The sequence below is a fragment of the Acidaminococcus nyctereutis genome, from assembly GCF_052216985.1.
Taxonomy (GTDB): Bacteria; Bacillota; Negativicutes; order Acidaminococcales; family Acidaminococcaceae; genus Acidaminococcus; species Acidaminococcus fermentans_A.
On sequence record NZ_JBQOUY010000010.1, the window covers coordinates 1 to 23,894 of the forward strand.

At 55.7% G+C, this 23,894-nt stretch carries 26 protein-coding genes; 15 read left to right on the forward strand and 11 right to left on the reverse strand.

The window, feature by feature from the left end:
• Positions 1 to 247 precede the first annotated feature (247 nt).
• The 11 genes from ACTUHY_RS06390 to ACTUHY_RS06440 form a co-directional block, all read right to left on the reverse strand.
• The gene (locus ACTUHY_RS06390) at positions 248 to 1,090 is read right to left on the reverse strand and encodes a MetQ/NlpA family ABC transporter substrate-binding protein (RefSeq protein WP_442827050.1); all 843 of its coding nucleotides are present in this window, start codon (positions 1,088 to 1,090) and stop codon (positions 248 to 250) included.
• Between the two features lie 56 nt (positions 1,091 to 1,146).
• Positions 1,147 to 1,473 (reverse strand): HIT family protein, encoded by a 327-nt coding sequence (locus ACTUHY_RS06395; RefSeq protein ID WP_442827051.1) that lies wholly within the window; start codon positions 1,471 to 1,473, stop codon positions 1,147 to 1,149.
• Positions 1,470 to 2,222 carry a 4Fe-4S double cluster binding domain-containing protein gene (locus ACTUHY_RS06400; RefSeq protein WP_442827052.1) on the reverse strand — a complete coding sequence of 251 codons (753 nt, stop codon included), beginning with the start codon at positions 2,220 to 2,222 and terminating at the stop codon, positions 1,470 to 1,472. The genes ACTUHY_RS06395 and ACTUHY_RS06400 overlap by 4 nt, the downstream gene beginning before the upstream one ends.
• A 154-nt stretch (positions 2,223 to 2,376) precedes the next feature.
• Positions 2,377 to 2,778 carry a PPC domain-containing DNA-binding protein gene (locus ACTUHY_RS06405; protein WP_442827053.1) on the reverse strand — a complete coding sequence of 134 codons (402 nt, stop codon included), beginning with the start codon at positions 2,776 to 2,778 and terminating at the stop codon, positions 2,377 to 2,379.
• Positions 2,779 to 3,696, reverse strand: a complete 918-nt coding sequence (locus tag ACTUHY_RS06410; RefSeq protein ID WP_278675359.1) for a dihydrodipicolinate synthase family protein — start codon at positions 3,694 to 3,696, stop codon at positions 2,779 to 2,781.
• Between the two features lie 43 nt (positions 3,697 to 3,739).
• Entirely contained in the window at positions 3,740 to 4,612 is an 873-nt protein-coding gene (locus tag ACTUHY_RS06415; protein ID WP_442827054.1) for a MetQ/NlpA family ABC transporter substrate-binding protein, read from the reverse strand.
• A gap of 14 nt (positions 4,613 to 4,626) precedes the next feature.
• On the reverse strand, positions 4,627 to 5,283 hold the full coding sequence (locus tag ACTUHY_RS06420) for a methionine ABC transporter permease (RefSeq protein ID WP_442827055.1): 657 nt from the start codon (positions 5,281 to 5,283) through the stop codon (positions 4,627 to 4,629).
• 15 nt (positions 5,284 to 5,298) lie between these two features.
• The gene (locus tag ACTUHY_RS06425) at positions 5,299 to 6,459 is read right to left on the reverse strand and encodes an amidohydrolase (protein ID WP_442827056.1); all 1,161 of its coding nucleotides are present in this window, start codon (positions 6,457 to 6,459) and stop codon (positions 5,299 to 5,301) included.
• The gene (locus ACTUHY_RS06430; RefSeq protein ID WP_442827057.1) at positions 6,449 to 7,489 is read right to left on the reverse strand and encodes a methionine ABC transporter ATP-binding protein; all 1,041 of its coding nucleotides are present in this window, start codon (positions 7,487 to 7,489) and stop codon (positions 6,449 to 6,451) included. The genes ACTUHY_RS06425 and ACTUHY_RS06430 overlap by 11 nt, the downstream gene beginning before the upstream one ends.
• A 410-nt stretch (positions 7,490 to 7,899) precedes the next feature.
• Complete coding sequence (locus ACTUHY_RS06435) at positions 7,900 to 8,322, reverse strand: flavodoxin (protein ID WP_442827058.1); 423 nt, start codon at positions 8,320 to 8,322, stop codon at positions 7,900 to 7,902.
• A 47-nt stretch (positions 8,323 to 8,369) separates the two neighbouring features.
• Complete coding sequence (locus tag ACTUHY_RS06440) at positions 8,370 to 8,933, reverse strand: DUF3793 family protein (protein ID WP_442827059.1); 564 nt, start codon at positions 8,931 to 8,933, stop codon at positions 8,370 to 8,372.
• Between the two features lie 240 nt (positions 8,934 to 9,173).
• On the opposite strand from ACTUHY_RS06440, the gene ACTUHY_RS06445 reads away from it, so the two are divergent.
• From ACTUHY_RS06445 to trpD, 15 genes are all read left to right on the forward strand, one after another.
• The gene (locus ACTUHY_RS06445) at positions 9,174 to 10,703 is read left to right on the forward strand and encodes an efflux transporter outer membrane subunit (protein WP_442827060.1); all 1,530 of its coding nucleotides are present in this window, start codon (positions 9,174 to 9,176) and stop codon (positions 10,701 to 10,703) included.
• A complete protein-coding gene (locus tag ACTUHY_RS06450; RefSeq protein ID WP_442827061.1) occupies positions 10,700 to 11,740 on the forward strand; it encodes an HlyD family secretion protein in 1,041 nt (346 codons plus the stop codon). The genes ACTUHY_RS06445 and ACTUHY_RS06450 overlap by 4 nt, the downstream gene beginning before the upstream one ends.
• A complete protein-coding gene (locus ACTUHY_RS06455) occupies positions 11,733 to 13,481 on the forward strand; it encodes an ATP-binding cassette domain-containing protein (RefSeq protein ID WP_442827062.1) in 1,749 nt (582 codons plus the stop codon). The genes ACTUHY_RS06450 and ACTUHY_RS06455 overlap by 8 nt, the downstream gene beginning before the upstream one ends.
• The gene (locus ACTUHY_RS06460) at positions 13,478 to 14,587 is read left to right on the forward strand and encodes an ABC transporter permease (RefSeq protein WP_442827063.1); all 1,110 of its coding nucleotides are present in this window, start codon (positions 13,478 to 13,480) and stop codon (positions 14,585 to 14,587) included. The genes ACTUHY_RS06455 and ACTUHY_RS06460 overlap by 4 nt, the downstream gene beginning before the upstream one ends.
• Complete coding sequence (locus ACTUHY_RS06465) at positions 14,588 to 15,703, forward strand: ABC transporter permease (protein ID WP_442827064.1); 1,116 nt, start codon at positions 14,588 to 14,590, stop codon at positions 15,701 to 15,703.
• Positions 15,704 to 15,738: 35 nt separating this feature from the next.
• Positions 15,739 to 16,854: a M20/M25/M40 family metallo-hydrolase gene (locus tag ACTUHY_RS06470; RefSeq protein WP_442827065.1), complete on the forward strand. Its 1,116-nt coding sequence runs from the start codon at positions 15,739 to 15,741 to the stop codon at positions 16,852 to 16,854.
• Positions 16,855 to 17,242: 388 nt separating this feature from the next.
• The gene (locus tag ACTUHY_RS06475) at positions 17,243 to 18,019 is read left to right on the forward strand and encodes a double zinc ribbon domain-containing protein (RefSeq protein ID WP_442827066.1); all 777 of its coding nucleotides are present in this window, start codon (positions 17,243 to 17,245) and stop codon (positions 18,017 to 18,019) included.
• A 20-nt stretch (positions 18,020 to 18,039) separates the two neighbouring features.
• Positions 18,040 to 18,648, forward strand: coding sequence for an SH3 domain-containing protein (locus ACTUHY_RS06480; RefSeq protein WP_442827067.1), 609 nt, complete (start codon positions 18,040 to 18,042; stop codon positions 18,646 to 18,648).
• Positions 18,649 to 18,675: 27 nt separating this feature from the next.
• Positions 18,676 to 19,293, forward strand: a complete 618-nt coding sequence (locus ACTUHY_RS06485; RefSeq protein WP_442827068.1) for a L,D-transpeptidase — start codon at positions 18,676 to 18,678, stop codon at positions 19,291 to 19,293.
• Positions 19,294 to 19,318: 25 nt separating this feature from the next.
• Positions 19,319 to 19,627: a hypothetical protein gene (locus tag ACTUHY_RS06490; RefSeq protein WP_442827069.1), complete on the forward strand. Its 309-nt coding sequence runs from the start codon at positions 19,319 to 19,321 to the stop codon at positions 19,625 to 19,627.
• Entirely contained in the window at positions 19,624 to 19,974 is a 351-nt protein-coding gene (locus tag ACTUHY_RS06495) for a hypothetical protein (protein WP_442827070.1), read from the forward strand. Before ACTUHY_RS06490 ends, ACTUHY_RS06495 begins: the two co-directional genes overlap by 4 nt.
• Positions 19,975 to 20,033: 59 nt before the next feature.
• Positions 20,034 to 20,324 carry a GNAT family N-acetyltransferase gene (locus tag ACTUHY_RS06500; protein ID WP_442827071.1) on the forward strand — a complete coding sequence of 97 codons (291 nt, stop codon included), beginning with the start codon at positions 20,034 to 20,036 and terminating at the stop codon, positions 20,322 to 20,324.
• A gap of 475 nt (positions 20,325 to 20,799) precedes the next feature.
• The gene (trpE, locus tag ACTUHY_RS06505) at positions 20,800 to 22,263 is read left to right on the forward strand and encodes an anthranilate synthase component I (RefSeq protein ID WP_442827072.1); all 1,464 of its coding nucleotides are present in this window, start codon (positions 20,800 to 20,802) and stop codon (positions 22,261 to 22,263) included.
• A gap of 1 nt (position 22,264) precedes the next feature.
• On the forward strand, positions 22,265 to 22,846 hold the full coding sequence (locus tag ACTUHY_RS06510) for an anthranilate synthase component II (protein WP_442827073.1): 582 nt from the start codon (positions 22,265 to 22,267) through the stop codon (positions 22,844 to 22,846).
• Positions 22,847 to 22,862: 16 nt separating this feature from the next.
• Positions 22,863 to 23,885 (forward strand): anthranilate phosphoribosyltransferase, encoded by a 1,023-nt coding sequence (gene trpD / locus ACTUHY_RS06515; RefSeq protein WP_442827074.1) that lies wholly within the window; start codon positions 22,863 to 22,865, stop codon positions 23,883 to 23,885.
• Positions 23,886 to 23,894: the final 9 nt, after the last annotated feature.

The following is a 23,894-nucleotide window of genomic DNA, read 5'->3' on the forward strand; positions in this document are numbered from 1 at the left end:
CTCGAGTCGTGAGTCTCGAGCCGTTGGATAGAACCTGTCCCCATGGCCAGGTTCTTTTGAAGGTGTAGAACCAGTATCGTGCTGGATATAGAAACGAATATCTTATCGTTAGCAGATTAGGGTTTGTGCATTCAAAAAATTTGCTTGCAAATTTCTCATTCGGCTCGAGACTCGAGACCCGAGACCGAGCCGCTATGCGGCTTATGAGACCGGGGGTGTTGCACAGGACGTGCAACAGCCTCTTCCTCTATTTCAAATAATCCGGCAGGATCCAGATCTTGCTCTGGGTTTCCATGAATTTCTTGAATTCTGGAGACTTATAGGCTTCGATCAGGTCTTTGACCCACGGCTGCTCCTTATTCTTTTCCTGGATGCTGAGACACATGCGCATCCGGGGGTTCATAGTATCCGCGGATTCCGGGAACAGGGCGGAACTGAAATCGATCTTGGCATTGTAGGCATCGGACCCTCTCAGGACGATGTAGGCAGCATCAGAACGGATATTGGCAATGGTGGGACCCTTCATCTCCCGGAACTGGAGATGTTTGGGATTTTCTACGATATCCGTTTTGGTAGCTTGGTTCTTGTTGATGGAGGGATTCAATTTGATCCAGCCCAGCCGTTCCAGCAGCTGGTAGGAGCGAGCCAGGTTGGAGGCGTCATTAGGGATGATCACCGTGTCTCCATCGGCAACCGCATCCAGGGATGTCTTGCTGCCGGCATAAAGGCCAGTGGGGACGGTGGGAATCTCAAGCACTCCGATCAGATGGGTCCCCTTGCTGGCATTGATGGCATCCAGCCAATTGGGATTGGCATCCATATGGAAATCGATCTGGCCTTCTTCCAGGGCCATTTCCCGCTGTACCGAATCTTTGATGCCCACGGCTTCCAGTTTATAGCCTTTTTTCTCCAGGAGAGGTTTGATGCCGGCTTCGAACAGGTCGGATGTAGCGGTGGGCATCCTGCGGTATTTCAGGACTTTGGCTGAGCCAGCAGGGGCTTCCGCCGTTTTCTTGGAGTCGTTGCCGCAGCCGGCTAGGAGACCTGCGGTGACTGCGGACAGAGCCAGGACCGTCAGGATTTTTTCCATTTCATGAAGATTCACCTCTTGTTTCTTTTGTTTTCCTTTCTGCAAAGAGAAAGGGTTCATAGATCTGTTGGAGGCTGGGCCTCTGGGTCGGTACTGCCCAGGATATGGTAGTGGAAATAGTCCAGATTCTGGGTGATATGGGGTTCTCGCTCACAGCGGATGACCTGGAAGACCTTTGCCATGCCGCAGATCCTTTCGATTTCCAGCACAGCGGCTTCTACAGCAGACACCGCCTGCTGATAGGCATCCATATCCTTGTCCTTCAGCCCGATATGGGCTTTGGGGAATACGATGATGTGGAGCTCGGCCCACTGGTTCCAATCTTGGTAGGCCAGCACTTGGTCCGTTTCATAGACGATGCGGCAGGGGAGTTCCCGGTTCACGAATCGGCAGAACAGGCAGTACATCCATCTTCCTCCTTTCTTTCCAGGGATGCGTGCAGTTTCTGGATATTTTCTACGCCTACGGGACAGGCCAGCAGGCAGCGGGCACACATGAATTTCCGGCCCAGTCCCATCTTCCGACCCAGGAGATCCCGCTGGACGCTGCAGTTGTGGTAGTCTAAGAGTTCTTCCCGGGGCGTGCCTTCCTTCCAGGCCTTGCCAGTGATCAGATGGAAGGGACAGGCTTTGACGCAGAGGTTGCAGTCTCCGCATTGGTTCTTTGTGACAGGAGGCCGGGTTTCCATCTGGTCCGCATAGAATACGGCACTGACCGTTTCGATCCGGGGTCCGTAGTCATAGGTGATCAGCAGATCGCTGCGGCCGATCCAGCCTACCCCGGAACGGACGCCCACTTCTTTGCTGGAGAGGCTCATTTTGTAAGGAGGGGACATATTGTCCCGGGTCACTGGCGGAATCAGGAAAGGAATCCCAGCTGCCTTGGCTGCTCCTTCCAACGCAGCGGCAACCTCCTTCATGGCCGCGGAACGGCGCTTCTTCTGGGCTGCCTGCCGAGGTTCCTTATATTTCCAGATGGTCATGATTTCATCGTAGGGAGCATAGATCAGCAGGGCGTAATTGTATTTCCCGGATTCTTTCCACTGGGAGAAATCCAAAGGACAGCAGGCCCATTTCACCCCTGGAAAAGGAGCCAGCGTCCGGTTGAATACTTCTTTTACTTTTTTGTCCATCTCTACCTCACAGTCTGGGAGTTAAAGGGTAAAAAAAGAGCTGTGGGAAACTGTCGACAAGCAAGGGCCGACAGTTTCCACAGCCCCGTTTTTTATGCAATACCAGCTTTCCAAGGACGGTGTCCGTAACGGTGCGGAGAATAGGCCATTCCCTTCATTCCAACGGCCGAAGGAACACTCGCAGGCTCCGGAAGGCTGTGCCGCCCCAGAGTCCTCCTCCCATGACCTGTCCGCCGGCTCTGGCGCAGCTGGCGTGGATGTGGATGAAGAGAGGACTGTCCGTATCCGGATATACCTGGCGGAGCTGGGGATCCATCCGATCCTTGACCATGATCTCTCCAGTGAAGGAAAGGATCTCCGCGGCACCATAGCAGGGGGTCCGGCCCACTTTCAGGGGAAGTTCGTTGCGGATGGGTGCGGCCAGGATTAGGTCTTTCACAGACCCGATGGCATTGACCACGATCACTTCTTTCCAGCCTTTTTCGATGACGAAGGCTTCGATGGTCTTCCGGATATCCTGGCCCTGGTCGACGAAGACTTCTGCAAACTCCGTCATTTATTTCACGCTGTATTTTTCTATGACGCCCAGTTCTGTCATGATCTTCTCCAGCCGTTTCAGCCCTTCTCCGTCATAATCCTGGTAGGGACGGCGGACATAGCCTCCAGGCAGGCCCAGGAGATTCAGGGCGGCCTTGATCACCACTGGATTGGAGACTTCGTACAGTTCGCAGAGCAGGGGGAAGTACTTGAAGTATTCTTCCCGGCCTTCATTGACGATATCGATGCTGGTCCAAGGACGGGCATACTTAGCCGCTTCTTCCGGGATGATATTCCCGCCGATGTTGGCCAGGCCGGTGCCGCCTACGGCCAGGGTGGGCAGGACGATGGAGTAATAGGGGGAGTCGCAGCACATGATCTTGACTTTCCCTTTGGTTAGCCGCTGGACTTGGACCAGCTGGTAGTTGCTGCCGGTGGCTTCCTTATCCACTACGAAATTGGGGTGGCGTTCCGCCAGACGGGCAATGGTTTCCGGTTCTACCTGGACGCCCAAGCGGGAGGGGTTGTTGTAGATCCCCACCGGCAGGCTGGTGGCGCTCATCACCGTATCCAGATGCTTGAAGGCGTCTTCCTGAGGAATCAATACGTAAGGGGGAACCGTAAAGATGACACCGTCTGCCCCCTGTTCTTCTTCAAATTTGGCCATTTCGATCTCACCCTGGGTGTCATTGGAAGCGGCACTGAAGAAGACGGGGATCCGATGATCCACGATCTTGATGGTCTGTTTGATGATCTCCTTTTTTTCATCCGGGGTCAGCAGGGTGACTTCCGCTGCGGAGCCCAGGACGAAAAGCTGATTGGTCCCGTATTGGATCTGCCGGTCGATCAGGACCTTGAATCCGTCGAAATCGATGTCACCATTCTTTTTGAAAGGGATGGGCATAGCTACCCAGGAACCTGTTAAATTCATTGCCATTTTCATTTCCTCCTTTTGTTTATCGCTGTAATGTCATTTCTCATTATTTCATGTAGTCTGGAAGGATCCAGAAACTGCCGGTTTTCTTTACATATTCCTTGAATTCCGGAGATTTGTACGCTTCGATGATGTCTTTCACCCACTGGGCGTCCTTGTTCTTATCTGCAATGCAGAGGGCAATCCGCATGGAATCCTTGATAGAATCAGGATTTTCGGCGAACAGAGCGCTCTTGAAATCGATCTTGGCGTTGTAGGCGTCGGAACCTCTCAGGATGATGTAGGCCACATCGGACCGGATGGTGTTGATGGACGGTCCCTTCATTTCTTTGAACTGGAGGTTTTTGGGATTTTCCACGATGTCTTTCCCGGTCACATGGTCTTTGTCCTTGCTGGGATCCAGTTTGATCCAGCCCAGCTGTTCCAGCAGCTGATAAGCACGGGCCAGGTTGGAAGCATCATTGGGGATGGCAATCACATCTCCCGGAGCCACTTCTTCAAGGGTCTTCTTGCTGCCACCATAAATGGCAGTGGGCACGGTGGGCAGGGGCAGGATGGCGGTCAGGTGGGTCCCTTTGCTCTTGTTCACCTGGTCGATCCAGGCCTTGTGGGCATCCACATGGAAATCGATCTTCCCTTCATCCAGGGCCATTTCCCGCTGGATGGAATCGGTGATCTTCACCGGGGTCAGTTTATAGCCCTTCTTCTCTAGGATGGGTTTGATACCTCCATCGAAAAGGTCAGAAGTGGCGGTGGGCATCACCCGGTACTTCAGTTCTTTGGTTTCCTTGGCTTTGCCGGAAGAAGCTTCTTTGCTGGAACTGCCGCAGCCGGCCGCAGCCAGGAGCAGGGTGCTGAGGGCCAGGACACTAGCTAGCTTCAGCAGGTTTTTTTTACGGAATACAGTCAGATTCATCATGAACAACTCCTTTTTTAATGGTTCCGGGCCCGTTTGGAGAAATAATTGCCCAGGAACTGGACGATTTGGACAAACACCACCAGGATGAATACGGTGGCCAGCATCACTGGCACATCCATCCGTTCATAGCCGTAGGTCAGGGCCATGTCCCCGATCCCGCCGGCACCGATGACACCGGCCTGGGCAGAGGCGGAAATCAGGCCGATGGTGCCGATGGTGGTAGATAGGATCATGGAGCTTTTGGCTTCCGGCAGGATGAAATAACGGACGATCTGGAAGTAATTGGCGCCCATGGCTTTGGCGGCACGGATGATCCCTTTATCCACCCCCAGCAGGGAGTTTTCATAGAGACGGGCCAGACTGGGGACGATGAACACCACCAGGGGGACCAGAGCAGCTTTTACGCCGATCCTCGTGCCTACGATGAACTTGGTGAAAGGAAAGATGAAGGTCATCAGGATGATGAAGGGAAGGCTGCGGAAAAAGCTGACCACAGAGTTCAAAAGGGTATAGACCACTTTGTTCTCCAAAAGGCCTCCTTCATTGGTCAGGACCAGGACGAGCGCTAGGATGGTGGCCAGGATGGTGCCTACTACAAGGGAAAAGCCCACCATGAACAAGGTACTTTCAAGAGCCTGGGCCAAATCGCCCCAGGGTAAATTGGCAAACATTATAGGTCACCTCTTTCAGGAAAGGGTGCAGGGCCGGCTGCCGGCAGACAGCTTTGCTAAGGCCTGCCGGAGAAGGGCTGCACTGAAGGGAATGGATTGCCGGAAGGTTTCCGGATCGATGGCGAAATGGGAATTGTGCATCATGGGACCGATTCCCGTTCCCATCTGGATGAAAGCCCCGGGGATCTTTTGCTGATAGAAAGCGAAATCTTCTCCGGAAAGCGAGTCGGGGGCCTCTGCAAAGGGCAGACTGCATTGGCAGGCGGTCGCCCGGACGAAGTCCACCCAATCCGCCGTATTGTTGGTGGCAGGGGGACCTTCTAAGAAACGGATACTGGCGGATCCTCCAAAATCCCGGCCGATCCCTTCCGCCAAGGTCTGCAGCCGTTCTTTGGCCATGGTCCTGTCTTCTGGGTACAAAGAGCGGATGGTCCCTTCTGCAAAGGCCTTGTCGGGGATGATATTGGCGGCGCTGCCGCTTTCCACATGGCCAATGCCTACGATCATAGGATGGAAAGGAGGCCGGTTGCGGCTGACGATGGTCTGCGCCGAGGCAATGAACTGGCCCAGCATGATGACCGGATCCGCGCTGAGATGGGGCCGGCAGGCATGGCTGCCTTTTCCCTGGAAAGACACCTGGAATTCATCCACTGCTCCGTTCATGAAACCGGGGCGGGAGATGACCGTTCCCCGTCCATAGGCGGCACAGCAGTGGAGCCCGAAGATCACCTGTACATCGTCCAGGATCCCGGTTTCCAAAATCTTCAGGGCTCCGTTCAATTTCTCTTCTGCCGGCTGGAAAATCAGTTTCAGGGTACCCTCGATGGGCCCGCCGGCTTGCAGGGCCAGGGCCGTCCCCAGGAGATTGGCGGTGTGGAAATCATGGCCGCAGGCATGCATGTAGCCGGGGACTTCCGACTGGTAGGGCAGGCCGGTCTCTTCCTGGAGGGGCAGGGCATCGATATCACAGCGCAGGGCTGCCACAGGTCCCTGTCCGTTTCCCAAGTGGGCCACTACACCGGTTGCCAGAGGCAGGTCGTAATAGGGGATGCCGTGGCGGTCCAAGAACTCTTTGATATGCCGGGTGGTCTCGAATTCTTCTCCGGACAGTTCCGGGTGGCGGTGGAGCTGGTAAAAGTGTTCTTTCGCCAGATTTATGATCGATTCATAATCCATATTGGCATTTCACCTCTTCACAAAGGACTCGGTTTTCTTTACAGAAAGCTTCTACAGCTTGGATCTCTTCTTCTGGGCCAATGACCTGGAGAATCAGGATCCCCAGGGTCTGTTCATCCAGTTCTGTGACCATGGCATGGATGATCCGGGTCCGTACGTTAAGGAATTTCCGGTTGATCTGATAGACCAGGTCTCCCAGGGCGTTGTCCCCCGTGAATTTCAGCCGGAGGATTTCGTAATTATCCGCTTCTTCGCTGCGGACCCGGCTGCAGACGGCCGGCGTGATCTGATCGGGGATCACGCTGCGGACGAAGTTCTGGGTGATCCGCTGCTGGGGATTGCTGAAGATGTCGAATACATTGCCTTCTTCGATGACCCGCCCGTTTTCCATGACGGCTACATTGTGGCAGATCTTTTGGATGGCGTAGATCTGGTGGGTGACCATGACAATGGTGATGTGGAGCTTGCGGTTGATTTCTTTCAATAAATCCAGGATGGATTCCATGGTATCCGGATCCAGGGCACTGGTGGCTTCATCGCAGAGTAGGATGGAGGGTTCCGTGATCAGGGCCCGGGCAATGCCCACCCGCTGCTTCTGTCCTCCGGAAAGCTGGTCCGGATATACATCCGCCTTGTCTTCCAGCTGGACGAACTCCAGCATCTTGTCCACTTTGGCTTCGATGGTTTTCCTGTCTTCCCCGGCGATGATCAGGGGCAGTGAGATGTTGTGCCGGACGGTCTTGGAATCCAGCAGTTCGAACTGCTGGAAGATCATGCCGATCTTCCGGCGTTTCTGGAGCATCTCTGAAAAGGAAAGTTTGGGGATGTCCACCCCGTCCACCAGGACGGATCCGGAAGTGGGGACCTCCAGCCCGTTGATCATGCTGAGCAGGGTGGATTTCCCGGCGCCGGAGAGTCCGATGATGCCGTAGATGTCCCCGTCTTGGATGGTCAGGTTCACATGATCCAGGGCCTGGACAGTTTGCTTCTTGCTTGTATAAGTTTTACAGATATCGATGAATTTGATCATGGCTGCCTCCTAATAAGCCGAATAAAAAAATCGTCCCCTGTGCTTCTTCTGCACATGGGACGATCTGACCGTGTTCCACCCAACTTCGCCAAAACGTCACCGCCCTGGCCTTTGAGAGTATCTTTTCTTTTACTCTGCACGCGGTAACGGGCGTACCCGGAAGGCCTACTATTTTCAGCCTTGCCTGCTCCAGAATGCACTTGGGGAAAGTACGCTGTACCCGCTTCCACTGTCCGGGCTCGCTGCCCCAGTTTCCTTTCCTTACTCTTTTCCTTCATCGCAGATGGATTTTGAAATTGGTTCAATTCTACTTTTTATTTCCTAGTTTGTCAATATGGATTAAGAAATTCAGAATATACAAGCAAATCAAAGGGGGTGTTGCTTGTGCAACACCCCCTTATCCTGTTTTTTTACGCCAACGCTTCTCCTAACCCTTTGCATTGAGCCAGGGCTTCATCGTCCGGAGCGTTGTTGGCCATGACAGGGGTGGCGGCCAGAATGGCTCCTTCTCCTTCCGCTTCGGCTTTCCAGTTGTCCATCCATTCCCCGCTGCCCCAGCCGTAAGAGCCGAACAGAGCGATTTTTTTGCCTTTCAGGCTGCCTTTGACTTCATCCCACATGGGCTGGAATTCTCCTTCTTCCAGGACTTCCGCCCCCATGGCCGGGCAGCCGAAGGCAATGGCGTCGTATTGAGCCACATCACCAGAAGAAAAAGCGGCGGCATTGTATTCCACCACTTCTGCCCCCTTGCCTTTGGCCCCTTCTTCCACGGCTTTGGCCATGGCTTCCGTATTGCCGGTGCCGCTCCAGAATACCACTGCGATTTTGCTCATTTCAATCCATCCTTTCCGCCGGCCAGGCCGGCTGACAAACATTTTATTTAAGCCACTGCCAGCTTGCTCAGGGGAGTGCCGGCGCGGTAACAGCGCCAGTAGATCCGGGTGCATTTCTGGCATTTGGCAAAATAACAAGCAGCCCGTTCCCGGTTTCCGTAGGCCTTCCAGCACCCGGAACAAACACCTTTGTCCCGGGGGGAGGCCATATAGGCTTTCACATCTTCCAGAGGATAGTCTAGCAGGATGCCGATTTCATGGGGGAAGGGGTCCCGCCGTGCCAGGCGTAGGGCCATCTGGTCCAGGATCTCCCGACAGGTGGTACCCCCGTAGCCCTGGCGATTCAGGAAGGATCTGCTTTCCGGATCCTGGAGAAGGATGCTGAGCCGGTGGGGGCGGTACACATACAGGAGGGCACTCTGCCGGATACAGTCATAGCTCAGGACTTCCAGATGAATTTCCTTGGGTTCCAGGCTGCGGCGGATTTCGGCAATCTGGGCAAATGGACTGTCTTCCGGTCGGAACACAAAGCGGAACAGGCTGGCTGCTTTCAGCCCGGCCAGGGTGGGTGCGCACTGGCGCACCAGTTCTTTTTCCAGCGTGATGGTCATAGAGTGGACCTCCTCAAAAGTTAGTAATGACTAATCAAGGAATAAAATAAAAAAGCTTTATAGAAATAAATAAGCCATTTTAGTTAGGGCTTGCTAACTAAAACGAAGTATAGCAAAACTTTTCGGATTGTGCAACCCCTTTTTCTCCACCTTGTCACTGAGCCAGTTTTGGGCTATAATAGAAATGTATAATTAATCGAACAAATAATTATCTTATCGATACAGATGGGAGCGATGGCCATGAAATGGTGGAAACCTATGGCTGTGGGCCTTTCCCTGACCCTGGCACCGGGGCTGATGCAGACGGTGCTGGCAGGGAAAAAAGATCCTCAGCCCAAAGCAGAAAAAATGCCCTCCTGGACGGAACTGGCCCAGAAATATCCGGTAGCTTATGACCGGACTACGCCGGAGGCCTCTCTGACAGAACAGCAGCTGGCAGACTGGTGGAAGACCTTCCAGGATCCCAAACTGGATGCTCTGATCGATCTGTCCCTGAAGAACAACCGGGATCTCCGGGCGGCCCAGGCACGGGTGGAAGAAGCCCGGGCCCAGCTGGGCATCAGCAAAGGGGAAGCCCTGCCCTGGCTGAACGTGGGAGGGACCTATGGCCGTTATGAAGCCCCCCAGGGGGTCAATGACAAAATCAGCGGTATGAGCCCCTATCCCGGGGTCATCAACCCGCCCGAACGGAATTCTTCCGTGGCCGGGCTGGGTATCGATGCGTCCTGGGAACCGGATTTCTTTGGACAGCTGAAAGCCAAGAAGCAGAGTGCTGCCCACAACCTGGCGGCCCAGCATGCAGCACTCTACAGTACCTGGGTGACCCTCAGTGCAGAGACGGCCCTCAACTATGTATCCCTCCGGACCCTTCAGCAGGATCTGAATCTTCTGGAACGCCATGCAGCCCTGGAAGGGGAAAAGGCAGATCTGCTCCAGACCAACTATCAGGCGGGACTGATCAGTGCCTATCCCCTGGAAGCCATGCGGACCCAGGAACAGAATACCCAGGCGGAAATCCCCAGGACCCGGCAGGCCATCCAGGAAACCCTCACCCGGCTGTCCATCCTGACGGGAACGGAACCGGGCCAGCTGAATGATCTTCTGGATCCGGAAGATCTGCCGGAAATCGATCCGGAACTGTACCATGCCATTCCCGCCAACCTGATGCGCCAGCGTCCGGATATCCGGGCCGCGGAAGAACGGCTGGAGGCCCAGATTGCCCGGACCAAAGAAGCACGGGCCGAGCTGAAGCCCCGGTTCACCCTGGGCGGATTCCTGGGGTTGATCACCTTGGGCGGGGGGAACCTGTTCGGGTCCGGGGCCCGTTCCTTTGCCATTGCTCCTTCCTTTACGTTTCCCCTGTTCCATGGAGGGCAGCTGCGGCAGAATGTGAAGCTGCAGGATGCCCGGGCCAGGGAATATCAGGCCCAGTATGAAAATACGGTACTGAAGGCGGCCGGAGAAGTCCAGGACGCCATGACCGGCATCGTCCAGGAAAAAGAGCGGAAGGACAAGCTGTCCGCCGGGGTGGACAACGCCCAGGGAGCCTTTGGACTGGCGGAAAACCGGTTCCAGGCGGGACTCAGCGATTACCAGCCGGTGCTGGACAGCGAACGGACCCTGCTGACCATGAAACGGCAGGAGAACCGGAGCCGGGGCCAGGAACTGGCGGATCTGATCCATCTGTACAAAGCCCTGGGCGGCGGCTGGAAACCTTTGTCGGACGGGGAACAGGCACAAATCAGCAGGGCAGAAGGGAAGGGTAAATGATGGCATTCTGGAACACACTTTTACAGGATAAAAAGAAACTGGCAGCAGCGGTGGCCGTGGTGGCGCTGGCCTGCGGGCTGGGAGGCTACGGATACCAGCAGTACCAGGCCAAAAAAGCCGCCCGGCAGCTGACGCTCTACGGCAATGTGGATGTACGGGAAGTGGCGGTGGCCTTCCGGGAAAGTGACCGGATCGCGGAAGAACTAGTGGAAGAAGGGGACAAGGTCAAAAAGGGCCAGGTACTGGCCCGGCTGGATACGGAAGAACTGAAGATCAAGAAGAGCAAGCTACAGGCCCAGATCGCCGCCCAGCAGAGCGTGGTGGACAAACTCCACAACGGCACCCGGGCAGAAGATCTGGAGGCGGCCCGGGCCAAAGCTGATGAAGCGGCGGCTCAGGCCGACCAGGCCCGGCAGGACCTGGCACGGGTGGAGAATGCCTTTGCCTCTTCTCAGGGAAAATCCGTCAGTAAACAGGACCGGGATGCGGCACGGACCAAGGTGGACGTGACAGCGGCCCAGGCGGAAGCGGCCCGGCAGGAATACGAAAAAGCCCAGGCCGGTCCCCGGGAAGAAGACGTGGCCGGCGGAGAAGCCCAATTGAAAGCACTCCAGGAAGATGCCAAGCACATCGACTACCTGTTGAGCCAGGCGGAACTGAAGGCCCCGGCGGATGGGGTCATTCGGTCCCGGCTGCTGGAAGTAGGGGATATGGCTTCTCCTCAGAAACCGGTGTTCAAACTGTCCCTGAACGCTAAGAAATGGGTCCGGGTCTATGTGAGCGAAAAGGATCTGGGCCGGATCTATGAAGGGATGAAGGCCAAGATCTATACGGACAGCCATCCCAAGGCTCCCATCGAAGGGCAGATCGGCTACATTTCCTCCACGGCGGAATTCACCCCCAAGACGGTCCAGACCACGGAGCTGCGTACTTCCCTGCTGTACGAAGTCCGTGTCTATGTGACCGATCCGGACAATGTGCTGCGGATGGGAATGCCCGCCACGGTGAAAATCGACACGGAGCAGAGCCATGACTGAATGGGTGGTCCAGGCTGAGAAGCTGGACAAACTCTTTGATGATAAGCAGGGAAAGGCCCATGCGTTGAAACAGATCGATTTCCTGGCAAAAAAAGGAAAGATGACGGCCTTGATCGGTCCGGATGGGGCGGGCAAGACCACCACCATGCGGCTGATCTGCGGGCTCATGGATCCCACCGGAGGAAGCCTGAAGGTGCTGGGGCTGGATTCGGTGAAGGACGCCTCGGAAATCCAGTCCCGGATCAGTTACATGCCCCAGAAATTCGGCCTCTATGAGGATCTGACCATCCAGGAGAACATGGACCTGTATGCGGACCTCCACGGGGTGCCGGATGACGTGCGGAAAACCCGTTTTGCCAAGCTGCTGGATATGACCGGACTGGCCCCCTTTACTGACCGACTGGCCGGGAAGCTGTCCGGAGGCATGAAGCAGAAACTGGGACTGGCCTGTACCCTGGTCCGGTCTCCTGATCTGTTGCTGCTGGATGAACCCACTGTAGGGGTGGATCCCCTGTCCCGGAAGGATCTGTGGATCATCATCAACCAGATGGTCCAGGAGGAACATCTGAGCGTCATTGTTTGTACGGCCTATATGAACGAAGCGGCCATGTGCGATGAAGTGTATGTGCTCAATGAAGGGAACATCCTGTTCAACGGGACTCCGGATGGCCTCAGCCAGGTGGCGGCAGGAAAGTGCTTTGAAGTGGATCCTCCTGGAGGGCTGCCTTACCGGGTGCTCCAGGGCTCTCTGCTGGATGATAAGGAAGAAATCATCGATGCGGTGCCCCAGAGCGGTACGGTGCGTTATATCGCTGCCCATCCGGGAACGGTGCTGCCGGCCCTGGAACGGTGGCATCTGGTGCCTAAAGCCGTGCCGCCCCGGGTGGAAGACGGGTTTATGATCCTGCTCCACCAGGCGGCCAACCTGGAGGAAAAACGGATCTCCCTGGCTCCCCTGGACAAGGTGCCCTCTGACCCTACCCAAAATGATGTGAGCATCACCGTCAAGGATCTGGTAAAGAAATTCGGAGATTTCACAGCGGTGTCCCATACTTCCTTTGACGTCCACAAAGGAGAGGTTTTCGGGCTCCTGGGGCCTAACGGAGCAGGGAAGACCACCACCTTCCGGATGCTCTGCGGTCTGCTGCCTGCTACCAGCGGAGTCCTCAGCGTGGCCGGAGAGAACCTGCGGACGGCCCGTACCCAGGCCCGGGCCAAGATCGGCTATGTGTCCCAGAAATTCTCCCTGTACAGCAAACTCAGTGTACTGGAAAATCTCCAGTTCTACGGGGGAATCTACGGCTTGCCACCTCAGAAATTGAAGGAGCGGATCCAGGCAGTGCTGGAGGAATTCCAGCTCACCGGGCAGGAGGGACATAATGCCGGGGACCTGCCGGGAGGTTACAAACAGCGGCTGTCCATGGCTTGTGCCCTGCTCCAGGAACCGGAGATCCTGTTCCTGGATGAACCCACCAGTGGCATCGATCCCCTGGCCCGTCGGATGTTCTGGCGGCAGATCACAGATCTGGCCTGCCGGGGGGTCACCATCATCATCACCACCCACTTCATGGAAGAAGCGGAATACTGTGACCGGATCATGATCCAGGATCGGGGCAAATGCCTGGTGCTGGGGAGTCCCACCCGGATCCGGGCGGACCTGGGGATGCCCGATGCCAATATGGATGATGTGTTCATCGAAATCGTCCACCGGGGACGGGGAGAGGAGGCGGCTGCATCGTGAAGGAGAAACTGCGCCGGATCCGGGCCCTTACCGTAAAGGAGTTCCGGGAGGTGCTCCGGGACAATTCCAGCCTGGCCATGGGGCTGCTGCTGCCCCTGATCCTGATCCTGGTCATCGGGTACGGTATCAGCCTGGATGTGAAACATGCTCCTATCGGAGTGGTGCTGGAAGATGCTTCCCCGGAAGCTCAGCAGGTGGTGGATTTCGTGGATGGATCGGAGTATTTCCAGCCCACCTACCTGACCAGCATGAATCAGGCAGTGTGGGCATTGGAACAACGGAAAATCGATGCCATCCTCCGGGTTCCCCCGGATTTCACCCGGCAGCTCCATCAGGGGGATGGCAGGCTCCAGCTGCTGCTCTACGGCACGGATACCACAACCGCCATGACCGTCCAGAGCTATGTGGAAACGGCGGCGGCCCAGTGGTCCGCCCGGCAGATGGCCAGCCGGGGAATGGGAGCTGTGGACCTGGAGACCCGGCTCTGGTTCAACGATGCCCATGAAAGCACCTGGTACTTCCTGCCGGGACTGATCCTGATGATCGTGACCCTGGTGGGGGTGCTTTTGACCGCCGGAGTCATGGCCCGGGAATATGAACGGGGCACCTTTGAATCCCTTTTTGTGACCCCGGTGAAAAAAGGGGAAATCATTGTGGCCAAGATGATCCCTTATTTCTGCATCGCCATGCTGGGGGTGTTCCTGTGCCTGATTCTGTCCCGATTCCTGTTCCAGGTGCCTCTGGTGGGCTCCCTGGCCCTAGTGGTTTTCATGTCCATCCTGTACCTCTTGACGGCCCTGGGCATGGGGATGCTGATCTCCGTGGTGACCAAGGCCCAGTTCATGGCCATCCAGATAGCCCTCCTGGTCAGCTTCCTGCCCAGCATCATGCTGTCCGGGTTCCTATTCGATCTCCGGGCTACCCCTCAGTGGGTCCAGTGGATCGGGGAATTCCTGCCCTTCAAGCATTATCTGGTGGTGCTGAAGACCTTGCTCCTGGCTGGGAATCTGTGGCCGGTGATCCTGCCCCAGACCGGGTTTCTGGTATTCTTCATGGCCCTGTTCCTGGGCCTGGCCCTGAAAACCATTCGAAAGAAGGTGGAGTAAATGAGTCCATGGCAGCTTTTCTGTCAGCAGGTCCGGTGCATCTGCCGGAAAGAACTGCTGGCCATCTGGAAAGACAAGGCTTTCCGGTATGTACTGGTGATTCCCACCCTGGTCCTAGGGGTGGTCTTCGGCTATACAGCCACCTTCAACGTGGAAAATGTGACCTATGCAGTGCTGGACCAAAGCCATTCGGAAGCCTCCACCTCTCTTCTGGCCACCCTGGACGGCACTCGTTTCTTCCAACGGGTGGCAGATATCCAGAATACAGCCCAGATCCAGGAACCCATCGATCAGGAAAAAGTGATGGTGGTCCTATCCATCCCGGTGGATTTTGAAGAAAAACTGGCCCGAGGTGAAAAGGCCCCGCTCCAAGTGATCACCGACGGCCGGAACACTATGACCGCCAGCCTGGCTTCCGCCTATACCTCCCGGGTTGTCCAGCAGTGGCTGGAAGCCCGGACGGGCCAGCATCCGCCCCTTTCTGTGGAAGCCCGGACCTGGTTCAACCCCAACCAGCTGACCCTGTGGTATTTTGCTCCTGGGATCCTGGGCCTCATGAGCTTTGCCCAGGTGATCCTCCTGGCCGGCATGTCCGTAGCCCGGGAACGGGAAGAAGGGACATTCGAACAGCTGCTGGTGACCCCGGCACCGCCTTTGGTGCTGCTGATCGGGAAAGCTTTTCCCCCAGTGCTGGTGGGGATGATGCAGGGGACCCTGCTCCTGCTGCTGGATCTGTTCTGGTTCCAGGTGCCCTTTGAAGGGTCCTATCTGACCCTGTACTTGGTGCTGTTCATCTATTTTCTCAGTTCCACCGGCATTGGGCTGAGTATTTCTTCTGTATGCAGCTCTATGCAGCAGGTTCAGGTCTACACCTATGTGTATCTGATCCCCAATGCCCTTTTGAGCGGGGTGGCTACTCCGGTACGGAACATGCCTCAATTCCTCCAGTTCCTTACCTACGGGGATCCTCTCCGGTTCGCCTTGGATGCTATCCGCCGGATTTATTTCGAAGGAGCTGGGCTGGGGGCCATTGCCCTGGATCTGCTGCCTATGACCGTGGTGGCCGTCCTGACTCTGTGGCTGGCGGCAGTTTTATTCCGGAAGAATTTGGGGTAGAATAAGGGAAGAAAAATACGAAAGGAGCCATGCCCATGAATGACGTGCTGCGCAAAATGGTGGAGGATTATATCCACAACCGGATGCCGGAATATATCCAGACTTTGTATGATGTGATCACCATCCCTTCTCCTACTGGAGGAGAAGAAAAAAAGGCTCAGTGGATCCTGGAACAGCTGAAAGCCGTGGGAGCCCAAGGGGCTTACCAGGACGAAGCCGGCAATGTGATCTATCCTCACTGCATCGAAGGGGTGGAAAAATTCCCCCTGTACACGGCCCATATGGATACGGTCTTTGCCGGGGTGGAGAAGATCATGCCGGAAATCGACGGCCATACCCTGAGGGCCCCTTCCTGCGGGGACAACAGTTCCGATGTGGCGGCCCTGCTGTTCCTGATCCGGATGATGCTGAACCTGAAGCTCCGGACCCCAGCGGTCTTTGCCTTCAATGTAGGGGAAGAAGGCCTGGGGAACCTGAAAGGGAGCCGGGCACTGACCGATGCCTTTGGGGACAGGCTGAGCTATTTCATGGCTGTGGACGGGAACAATGACCGGTTCGTGGATCTGGCAGTAGGATCCCGGCGTTATGCCGTCCATGTGGTCACCGCCGGGGGACACAGCTATGCCGCTTTCGGGGCAGCCAACGCTATCAACGAAGCGGCAGGGATCATCCGGGATTTCTATGCCCTCCAGGTGCCCCAGGATCCCCGGACCACTTACAATGTGGGGACTATCCAGGGCGGGACTACGGTGAATTCCATTGCTGCTGAGGTAGAATTCACCGTGGACATGCGGTCCGTTTCCCATACGGAGCTGGAAAAGCTGGATGCTTCTTTCCAGGCCATCCTGAAAGCCCACCAGAGAGTGGATGTGAAGATCGAGACCCTGCTCTTGGGAGAGCGCCCCTGCAGTGAAGGCGTGAGACATCACGAAATCTATGACCGAATCACCGCGATCCGGAAACGGGCCGGGCTGCAGACAGCATTCAGCGCCAGCAGTACCGATGCCAATATCCCTCTCAGCCGAAACATCCCGGCCATCGCTTTTGGCATCAGCAAAGGGAAGGGCGCCCACACCCTCCAGGAAGAACTGGACATGACCAGCCTGGAACCGGGGCTGAAGCAGTTGGCCGCGTTTGTGTGGAATTTGTAGGAGCTGCTGCTGAAAGAGGGGCTGTTGCATGCGCAACAGCCTCTTTTTGAGGTCTCGGGTCTCGAGTCGTGAGTCTCGAGCCGTTGGATAGAACCTGTCCCCATGGCCAGGTTCTTTTGAAGGTGTAGAACCAGTATCGTGCTGGATATAGAAACGAATATCTTATCGTTAGCAGATTAGGGTTTGTACATTCAAAAAATTTGCTTGCAAATTTCTCATTCGGCTCGAGACCCGAGACCGAGCCGCTATGCGGCTCATGAGACCGGGGTGTTGCACGCAACGTGCAACACCCTCTTTCCTATTCCCCTTTTTCTGCGTATAATAAGAATCAGAAAGAAAATGACGGAATCCCGGGCTTTGCCGGTTTCCGGAACGGAGGGATATGGTTATGTCTAAGAAATGCAAACAGTGCGGCTGCGAACTGAAAGATGATGCCTTGTTCTGTGTCCAGTGTGGCGCCAAACAGGACCCGGTGGTGAAATGTCCCAAATGCGGCCATGTGAACCCGGCGGACAATGATTTCTGCACCGAATGCGGAAACCGGCTGAAAGAAGCCAAACCGGCGGAGGGAACGCCGGGAGGCGCCGGATCAGCAGCCGAGCCTGAGCAGGCTCCAGTAACTTCCACCGAAGTGGTGGTGGCAGAAACGGTGAAGGAAGGCCAGAACGGCGGGGGAAATAGGGGCTTCCAGAATTTCCAGATGCCTCCAGCGCCACCCGAAGGCAATGGAAAGAAAAAGAAGATCCTGGCTATCGTCGGAGCTATCGTGGTGATATTGGGCCTTTTCTTTGCCTTTGGGGGCAGCAGTAAGCCCATCGAAGTGAAATCCAACGAAATGGTCAATGATTATATCCGGGATCAAGGTGCGGGAGATAAGAAATACAAGGGCAAGACTGTCCAGCTTTCCGGCAAGGTGAAGTGGAAGGGGCAGTTCAACAATTCCCAGAATTACAGCGTCACCCTGGAAAGCAAGAATAACGGCGGCAAGACCTATCAGGTGCTGGTGGATGTGCCGGCTAAACGGGCCAGCATCGTCAACAGCCTGAAGACCGGCGATTTCGTCAATGTGAAGGGGAAATGTGTAGGGATCGTGAAACAAAAGGACCCCACCCTGATCAGTGTCCAGATCAAATCTACCAAGATCAATGATAAGGATGCAGACTAAAGGGGCGGGAGGAAAAACAGATGGCCAAGTATTGTCCCCATTGTGGGAATCAGCTTAGTGAAGAGGAAAAATTCTGCCCGGTCTGCGGTACTCCGGTAGGGAACCCTGCGGCATCGGCTCAGCCGAAAGCTGGAGAGGCCGGTAGCGGACAGCCGGGGAACAGCGGAAATCAGCCAGGACTGAAAGGGGCAGCCGCCTTCCAACCCCAGCGGGTCCCGTCCCAAGGCAGCGGAAAGAAAAAATGGATCGCCGGTGTGGTCCTGCTGCTCCTGTTGGCGACAGGGGCGGGAATCTTCTTTGCCCAGCAGAAGGATGGAAAAAGTACGGCTGGACCCAAAACGTCGGTGACACAGGAAGAGAAAAAGCAGGAGGTTCCCAAGGAACAGTCCAAAGCCAAGGCGGCTGGCCAGGGAGAAAAGTCCCAGCAAGAGACCAAGAAATCTTATGGGAAGATCACCGGTACCGACGTGCGGCTCCGGGCCGGTGCGGGAACGAATACGGATATCGTGGACTACTTCGAGGAAGGCGAAACCGTAGAGATCACCGGGCGGAAGAACAACTGGTACCAGGTGAAACGGGATAACGGCCAAACTGGGTATGTTTCGACCCAGTTCTGCCGGCGTCTGTAACCGGCTGCAGGAAGGGAGGGGAAGACCATGGGAAAATATCACGACGCTTATCAAAAGCGGAGATGGAAAGGTCCAGCCTGGGGTGTCTTTTTTCTCCTGGTCCTGCTCCTGGCGGTGGGGTTTGGCATCAAAGGCTGCCGGAACAGCCAGAAGGCGGAACAGGCAGCTGCACCCCCGGCTGAGACAGCTGTTACCGGGGAGATTCGCCAAACCCCGGAACCCCATGACTACTCTCTGCTGATCAAAAAAGGGGAGTTCACCCTGTATCTCCTGGATCATGGGAATCCAGTGGCCAAATGGCCGGTGGCCCTGGGGGAGAATCCTGGGCAGAAGCAGGTGAGCGGAGATAGGAAGACCCCGGAGGGAACCTTTCCGGTGGATGAAATCATCGATGCTTCCAGCTGGTCCCACGATTTCCATGACGGCAAAGGGGTGATCCAGCACGCCTACGGTCCCTGGTTCATCAGCCTGGATACCCGTAACTTGAGCAAGGGAAAATGGGACGGTATCGGCATCCACGGCACCCACGACCCGGCTTCCATCGGCACCCGGGCCTCTGAAGGCTGTATCCGGATGGTCAATGAAGATCTGCAGAAGTTGAAGCCCTATGTGAAAGTGGGGATGAAGGTGAAAGTGGAGGAATAGCCCTGTCCACTTGAAAGGCATGAACATGGAAAATGAATATAATTTTGGTGAACTGAATTTCCATGATGGGGAAATCCTGTCCATCAGTCTGGATTACGGAAATAAACGGGCCGATCTGATGATCCAACTGGCCGATTCCCCTGCCAGGGTCGCGGTGGAGGCGCTGGACATCTATGCTTTTCTCATGAGCTGCCGGGAGCCCTGGGGAAAGGGGTCCTATATTTTTAGTGTCACCACAAGGCAGCAAAACGGAAAAATCAAAATGGACATCCTGTTCAATTCAGGAGATCATATGGTCATTGGCTGCAAAACCATAAAGGCATATAAACCATGATCATGAGTATTTTTTTCCTTCTGGGGGCTCTACGGACGTTTTATTATGTCATAAGGGAGGCTGCAGAGAAAAAAACGGCAACAGGTTGGCGGGTAATGTTTGGCCTGCTTGGCCTGGCGGAACTGCTCCTAGCTTTTTATCTGTCGCCTTTCTTTGATGCTGTGGGCTATAGGGAACAATGGGGAATGGTATATCATTATCTGACCCGGACGGTCCTTGTCCTTTTTCTTGTTTTGGGGTGGACTGAAAGCAAAAATCTGGAAAGCAAAGCCCAGAAAAAAGTAAAATCGTATATGCTGCGTGTTTATATCGCTCTGTTGATATACGTAGTGCTGAAATATTTTTGACAGCTTACCGTTGATCGGCCTGGCTGCTTCAGCGGCCAGGCCTTGAAAGGAGAAAAAACATGGAAACCATCCGTCTTGTAAAGGAACCGGAACAATTCCGGGCGGCCCTGTATGATGGGGCGGAAGAAATCGGAAAATGCACGTATGTGGTGACCCGGCCCGGGGTGTGGACCCTGGACCATACCATTGTGGATCCCCAGTACGGAGGCCAAGGCCTAGCCGGGAAACTGGTCCGGGCGGTGGCGGAGATGGCCCGGGAAGCCGGGGTGAAGATCATCCCCCAGTGTTCCTATGCCCGGGTCCAGTTTGACCGGAAACCGGAATACGCTGACGTATATGAGAAAGAGTAGTGTACAGGACAACAAAAGTCCGAAAGAATGTTAAAAGAGATACAAAAAGTTACAAATTTACACTTTTTAGGAAAAATAGTTGACAAGCAATTCCGTCAGTGCTACTATACAACCATCAATTCAATACGAACCAGAAACCTTTGAGGTGGAGATAACGCCAGAAAATGTGCGCACAGAGAGTCCGGGAAGCTGAGAGCCGGATCGTGGCAGTCTGACAAATGGACCACTGAGGGCGCGATGAAATCTTCGGAAAGTATCCCGCGACGCAGCACCGACGTTACCGGTGAGGAATGTGTTGGCATTCTGCTTGAGGTGTGGGGCTCCGGCTCCATTACAGGGTGGTACCGCAGGTTATGACACCTGTCCTTGTAGGAGGACAGGTGTTTTTTATTGCAGCGATAGGTTTTGCAATCCAGGTATCCGGGTGGAATGATCAGCCCGGATACTTTTCTTTTAGCAGTGAGGAGGAACAGAAATGAAACAACAGAGTCTGGAAGAAATCAAAGCCCTGGCCCAAGGATATGCGGCGGTGCCGGTGGTCCGGGAAATCCTGGCGGACACGGCTACTCCCATCGGCCTGGTGAGCCTGGTGCGGAAGGAAAGCAACCGGTATTTCCTGCTGGAAAGCCTGGAACAGAATGACCAAGCCGGCCGGTATTCTTTCATCGGATTTGACCCCATTGCCCGGCTCCAGGCCAAGGACCAGGGCGCCCAGGTGGAATTTGCCGGCAGCCAGATCCCAGTGGATCCCAAACAGCCCCTGGAAGCTCTCCGGTCCATCCTGAAGGCTTATCGGGTGCCCACGATCCCTGGATTACCACCTTTTACGGGAGGGTTCGTGGGGTACTTCTCCTACGATTTCTTCCAGTACTGTGAGCCCAGCCTCCATTTCGACCCGGCCAAGGCCACGGCTTTTCCAGATTTTGACCTGATGCTCTTCGACAAAGTGATCGCTTTCGACCGGGTGCTCCAGAAAATGTACCTGATCGTGAACATCAAGACCGACGATCTGGAAGGGAACTACGCCAAAGCTCAGAAGAACCTGGATGCCATGGAAGCCCTGGTCCGCCAGCCGGTGGCTCCTCCGGAATTCACCCCGGCTCGGCTGGGCGAAATCACCAGCAACCAGGACAGGGAAACTTATGCCGATAATGTAGAAAAGATCAAGGAACATATCCGGCAGGGAGACATTTTCCAGGCGGTGTATTCCCAGCGGTTCTCTGCTTCCTATGACCAGGATCTGTTCAACATGTACCGGATCCTCCGGACCACCAATCCTTCCCAGTACATGGTACTGCTGAAGAACGACAAGGTGGAAATCGCCGGATCCTCTCCAGAAACCCTGATCAAGGTCCAGGGACGGGAAATCACTTCCATGCCCATTGCCGGTACCCGGCGAAGAGGCCGGACGGAAGAGGAGGACAATGCCCTGGAACGGGATATGCAGACGGATCCCAAGGAGCTGGCGGAACACAATATGCTGGTGGATCTGGCCCGGAACGATGTGGGTAAGGTGGCGGAATTCGGGTCTGTGAAGGTCCATGACCACCTGCTGGTGAAGAAATTCTCCCATGTGATGCATATGACCACCCGGGTCACCGGTACCCTGAAGGAAGACAAGGACGCCATCGATACCTTGTGTGCCGCTTTCCCGGCCGGGACCCTTTCCGGGGCGCCGAAAGTCCGGGCCTGTGAAATCCTGGACGGACTGGAACCGGAACGGCGGGGGCCTTACGGCGGGGGTATGGGCTACCTGGATTTTGCCGGGAACATGGACATCTGCATCGTGATCCGTACCGCGGTGAAATACGGTGATACGGTTTCCTTCCAGACCGGCAGCGGCATCGTGGCCGACTCCAAAGTGGAAGATGAATTCATGGAAACCATCAACAAAGCAGCGGCTGTACGGCAGGCTCTGGAAGCAACCACGGAGGCATGAAATGGAACTGATCATCGACAACTACGACAGCTTTACCTACAATCTGTATCAATACATGGGCACCCTGGACCCGGACATCCGGGTGGTCCGGAACGATGCCATTACAGTGGATGGCATCCGGAAGCTCCATCCGGACCATTTGATCCTGTCCCCGGGTCCTGGCCGGCCCTGCGATGCAGGGGTCTGCGAACCGGCCCTCCGGGAGCTGAAAGGGGAATTTCCCATCCTGGGAGTGTGCCTGGGTCATCAGGCCATCGGAGAAGTGTTCGGAGGGACTGTGACCTACGCCCGGCAGCTGATGCACGGGAAGCAGTCCACGGTGACCCTGGACCGGACCTCTCCTTTGTTCAAGGGCCTGCCAGAGCAGATCCTGGTGGGCCGGTACCATTCCCTGGCCATCGACCCGGATACGATGCCTGAAGTATTGAAAGCTACCGCCACTACGGCGGACGGAGAAGTGATGGCGGTGGAACACCGGGAATATCCCATCTACGGGCTCCAGTTCCATCCGGAATCCATCCTGACACCGGAAGGCATGGCCATCATCCGGAATTTCCTGGATCTGAAAATCGAAAAAGCATGAAAGCGAGGCAATTATCATGATCAAAGAAGCCATCATCAAACTGGTCAACAAAGGGGACCTGACCTATAACGAAGCCAAAGAAGTGATGCTGGAAATCATGGGAGGTAAGACTACAGCCACCCAGAATGCTGCCTTCCTGGCGGCTCTATCCACCAAGAGCACCAAAGCGGAGACCATCGATGAAATCTCCGGCTGTGCGGAAGCCATGCGGTCCCTGGCGACTCCCGTGCCCCATCCTGGCATGGAAGTCATGGAAATCGTAGGGACTGGCGGGGACGGAGCCCATTCCTTCAACATTTCCACCACTTCCGCTATGGTGCTGGCCGCCGGCGGGGTGAAGGTGGCCAAACATGGGAACCGGGCCGCTTCTTCCCTGTGCGGTACCGCGGACTGTCTGGAAGCCCTGGGGGTGAACATCCAGCAGGATCCGGCCCTGGCCCTGAAGATGCTGCAAGAAACCAATTTCTGCTTCCTGTTCGCCCAGAAATACCATGCGGCCATGAAGTATGTGGGGCCCATCCGGAAGGAACTGGGGTTCCGGACGGTGTTCAACATCCTGGGGCCCCTCACCAACCCGGCCAAACCGGAAATGTTCCTGCTGGGGGTTTATGACGGATACCTGGTGGAACCCCTGGCCAAGGTGTTGTGCTCTCTGGGGGTGAAGCGGGGCCTGGTGGCCTACGGACAGGAAAAACTGGACGAAATCTCCCCCAATGGGCCCACCACCATCTGTGAACTCCGGGACGGGTACTACCGGTCTTCGGTGATCCGGCCGGAAGATTTCGGTCTGGTCCCCGGGAAGAAAGAAGACCTGATCGGGGGCGCACCGGAAGAAAACGCCCGGATCACCCGGGATATCCTGTCCGGGAAACTCCAGGGCACCAAGCGGAATGCGGTGCTCCTGAATGCCGGGGCCGGCCTGTTCGTGGCCGGGAAGGCGGATACCCTTGCCGGCGGGGTGAAGCTGGCCGGGGAACTCATTGACAGCGGCAAAGCCCTGGCGGCCCTGGAAAAAGTTGTCAAAGTGAGCAACGAATAAACGGAAGGT

Excerpts from the sequence above, each read along its gene's own strand:
- ACTUHY_RS06500 (WP_442827071.1), top strand. The coding sequence starts at position 20,034 with ATGGAAACCATCCGTCTTGTAAAGGAACCGGAACAATTCCGGGCGGCC.
- ACTUHY_RS06465 (WP_442827064.1), top strand. The coding sequence starts at position 14,588 with ATGAGTCCATGGCAGCTTTTCTGTCAGCAGGTCCGGTGCATCTGCCGG.
- ACTUHY_RS06475 (WP_442827066.1), top strand. The coding sequence starts at position 17,243 with ATGTCTAAGAAATGCAAACAGTGCGGCTGCGAACTGAAAGATGATGCC.
- ACTUHY_RS06420 (WP_442827055.1), bottom strand. The coding sequence starts at position 5,283 with ATGTTTGCCAATTTACCCTGGGGCGATTTGGCCCAGGCTCTTGAAAGT.
- ACTUHY_RS06495 (WP_442827070.1), top strand. The coding sequence starts at position 19,624 with ATGATCATGAGTATTTTTTTCCTTCTGGGGGCTCTACGGACGTTTTAT.
- ACTUHY_RS06415 (WP_442827054.1), bottom strand. The coding sequence starts at position 4,612 with ATGATGAATCTGACTGTATTCCGTAAAAAAAACCTGCTGAAGCTAGCT.
- ACTUHY_RS06390 (WP_442827050.1), bottom strand. The coding sequence starts at position 1,090 with ATGGAAAAAATCCTGACGGTCCTGGCTCTGTCCGCAGTCACCGCAGGT.
- ACTUHY_RS06445 (WP_442827060.1), top strand. The coding sequence starts at position 9,174 with ATGAAATGGTGGAAACCTATGGCTGTGGGCCTTTCCCTGACCCTGGCA.
- ACTUHY_RS06440 (WP_442827059.1), bottom strand. The coding sequence starts at position 8,933 with ATGACCATCACGCTGGAAAAAGAACTGGTGCGCCAGTGCGCACCCACC.
- ACTUHY_RS06470 (WP_442827065.1), top strand. The coding sequence starts at position 15,739 with ATGAATGACGTGCTGCGCAAAATGGTGGAGGATTATATCCACAACCGG.
- ACTUHY_RS06450 (WP_442827061.1), top strand. The coding sequence starts at position 10,700 with ATGATGGCATTCTGGAACACACTTTTACAGGATAAAAAGAAACTGGCA.
- ACTUHY_RS06485 (WP_442827068.1), top strand. The coding sequence starts at position 18,676 with ATGGGAAAATATCACGACGCTTATCAAAAGCGGAGATGGAAAGGTCCA.
- ACTUHY_RS06410 (WP_278675359.1), bottom strand. The coding sequence starts at position 3,696 with ATGGCAATGAATTTAACAGGTTCCTGGGTAGCTATGCCCATCCCTTTC.
- trpE (WP_442827072.1), top strand. The coding sequence starts at position 20,800 with ATGAAACAACAGAGTCTGGAAGAAATCAAAGCCCTGGCCCAAGGATAT.
- ACTUHY_RS06430 (WP_442827057.1), bottom strand. The coding sequence starts at position 7,489 with ATGATCAAATTCATCGATATCTGTAAAACTTATACAAGCAAGAAGCAA.
- ACTUHY_RS06455 (WP_442827062.1), top strand. The coding sequence starts at position 11,733 with ATGACTGAATGGGTGGTCCAGGCTGAGAAGCTGGACAAACTCTTTGAT.
- ACTUHY_RS06400 (WP_442827052.1), bottom strand. The coding sequence starts at position 2,222 with ATGGACAAAAAAGTAAAAGAAGTATTCAACCGGACGCTGGCTCCTTTT.
- ACTUHY_RS06480 (WP_442827067.1), top strand. The coding sequence starts at position 18,040 with ATGGCCAAGTATTGTCCCCATTGTGGGAATCAGCTTAGTGAAGAGGAA.
- ACTUHY_RS06510 (WP_442827073.1), top strand. The coding sequence starts at position 22,265 with ATGGAACTGATCATCGACAACTACGACAGCTTTACCTACAATCTGTAT.
- trpD (WP_442827074.1), top strand. The coding sequence starts at position 22,863 with ATGATCAAAGAAGCCATCATCAAACTGGTCAACAAAGGGGACCTGACC.
- ACTUHY_RS06435 (WP_442827058.1), bottom strand. The coding sequence starts at position 8,322 with ATGAGCAAAATCGCAGTGGTATTCTGGAGCGGCACCGGCAATACGGAA.
- ACTUHY_RS06425 (WP_442827056.1), bottom strand. The coding sequence starts at position 6,459 with ATGGATTATGAATCGATCATAAATCTGGCGAAAGAACACTTTTACCAG.
- ACTUHY_RS06490 (WP_442827069.1), top strand. The coding sequence starts at position 19,319 with ATGGAAAATGAATATAATTTTGGTGAACTGAATTTCCATGATGGGGAA.
- ACTUHY_RS06405 (WP_442827053.1), bottom strand. The coding sequence starts at position 2,778 with ATGACGGAGTTTGCAGAAGTCTTCGTCGACCAGGGCCAGGATATCCGG.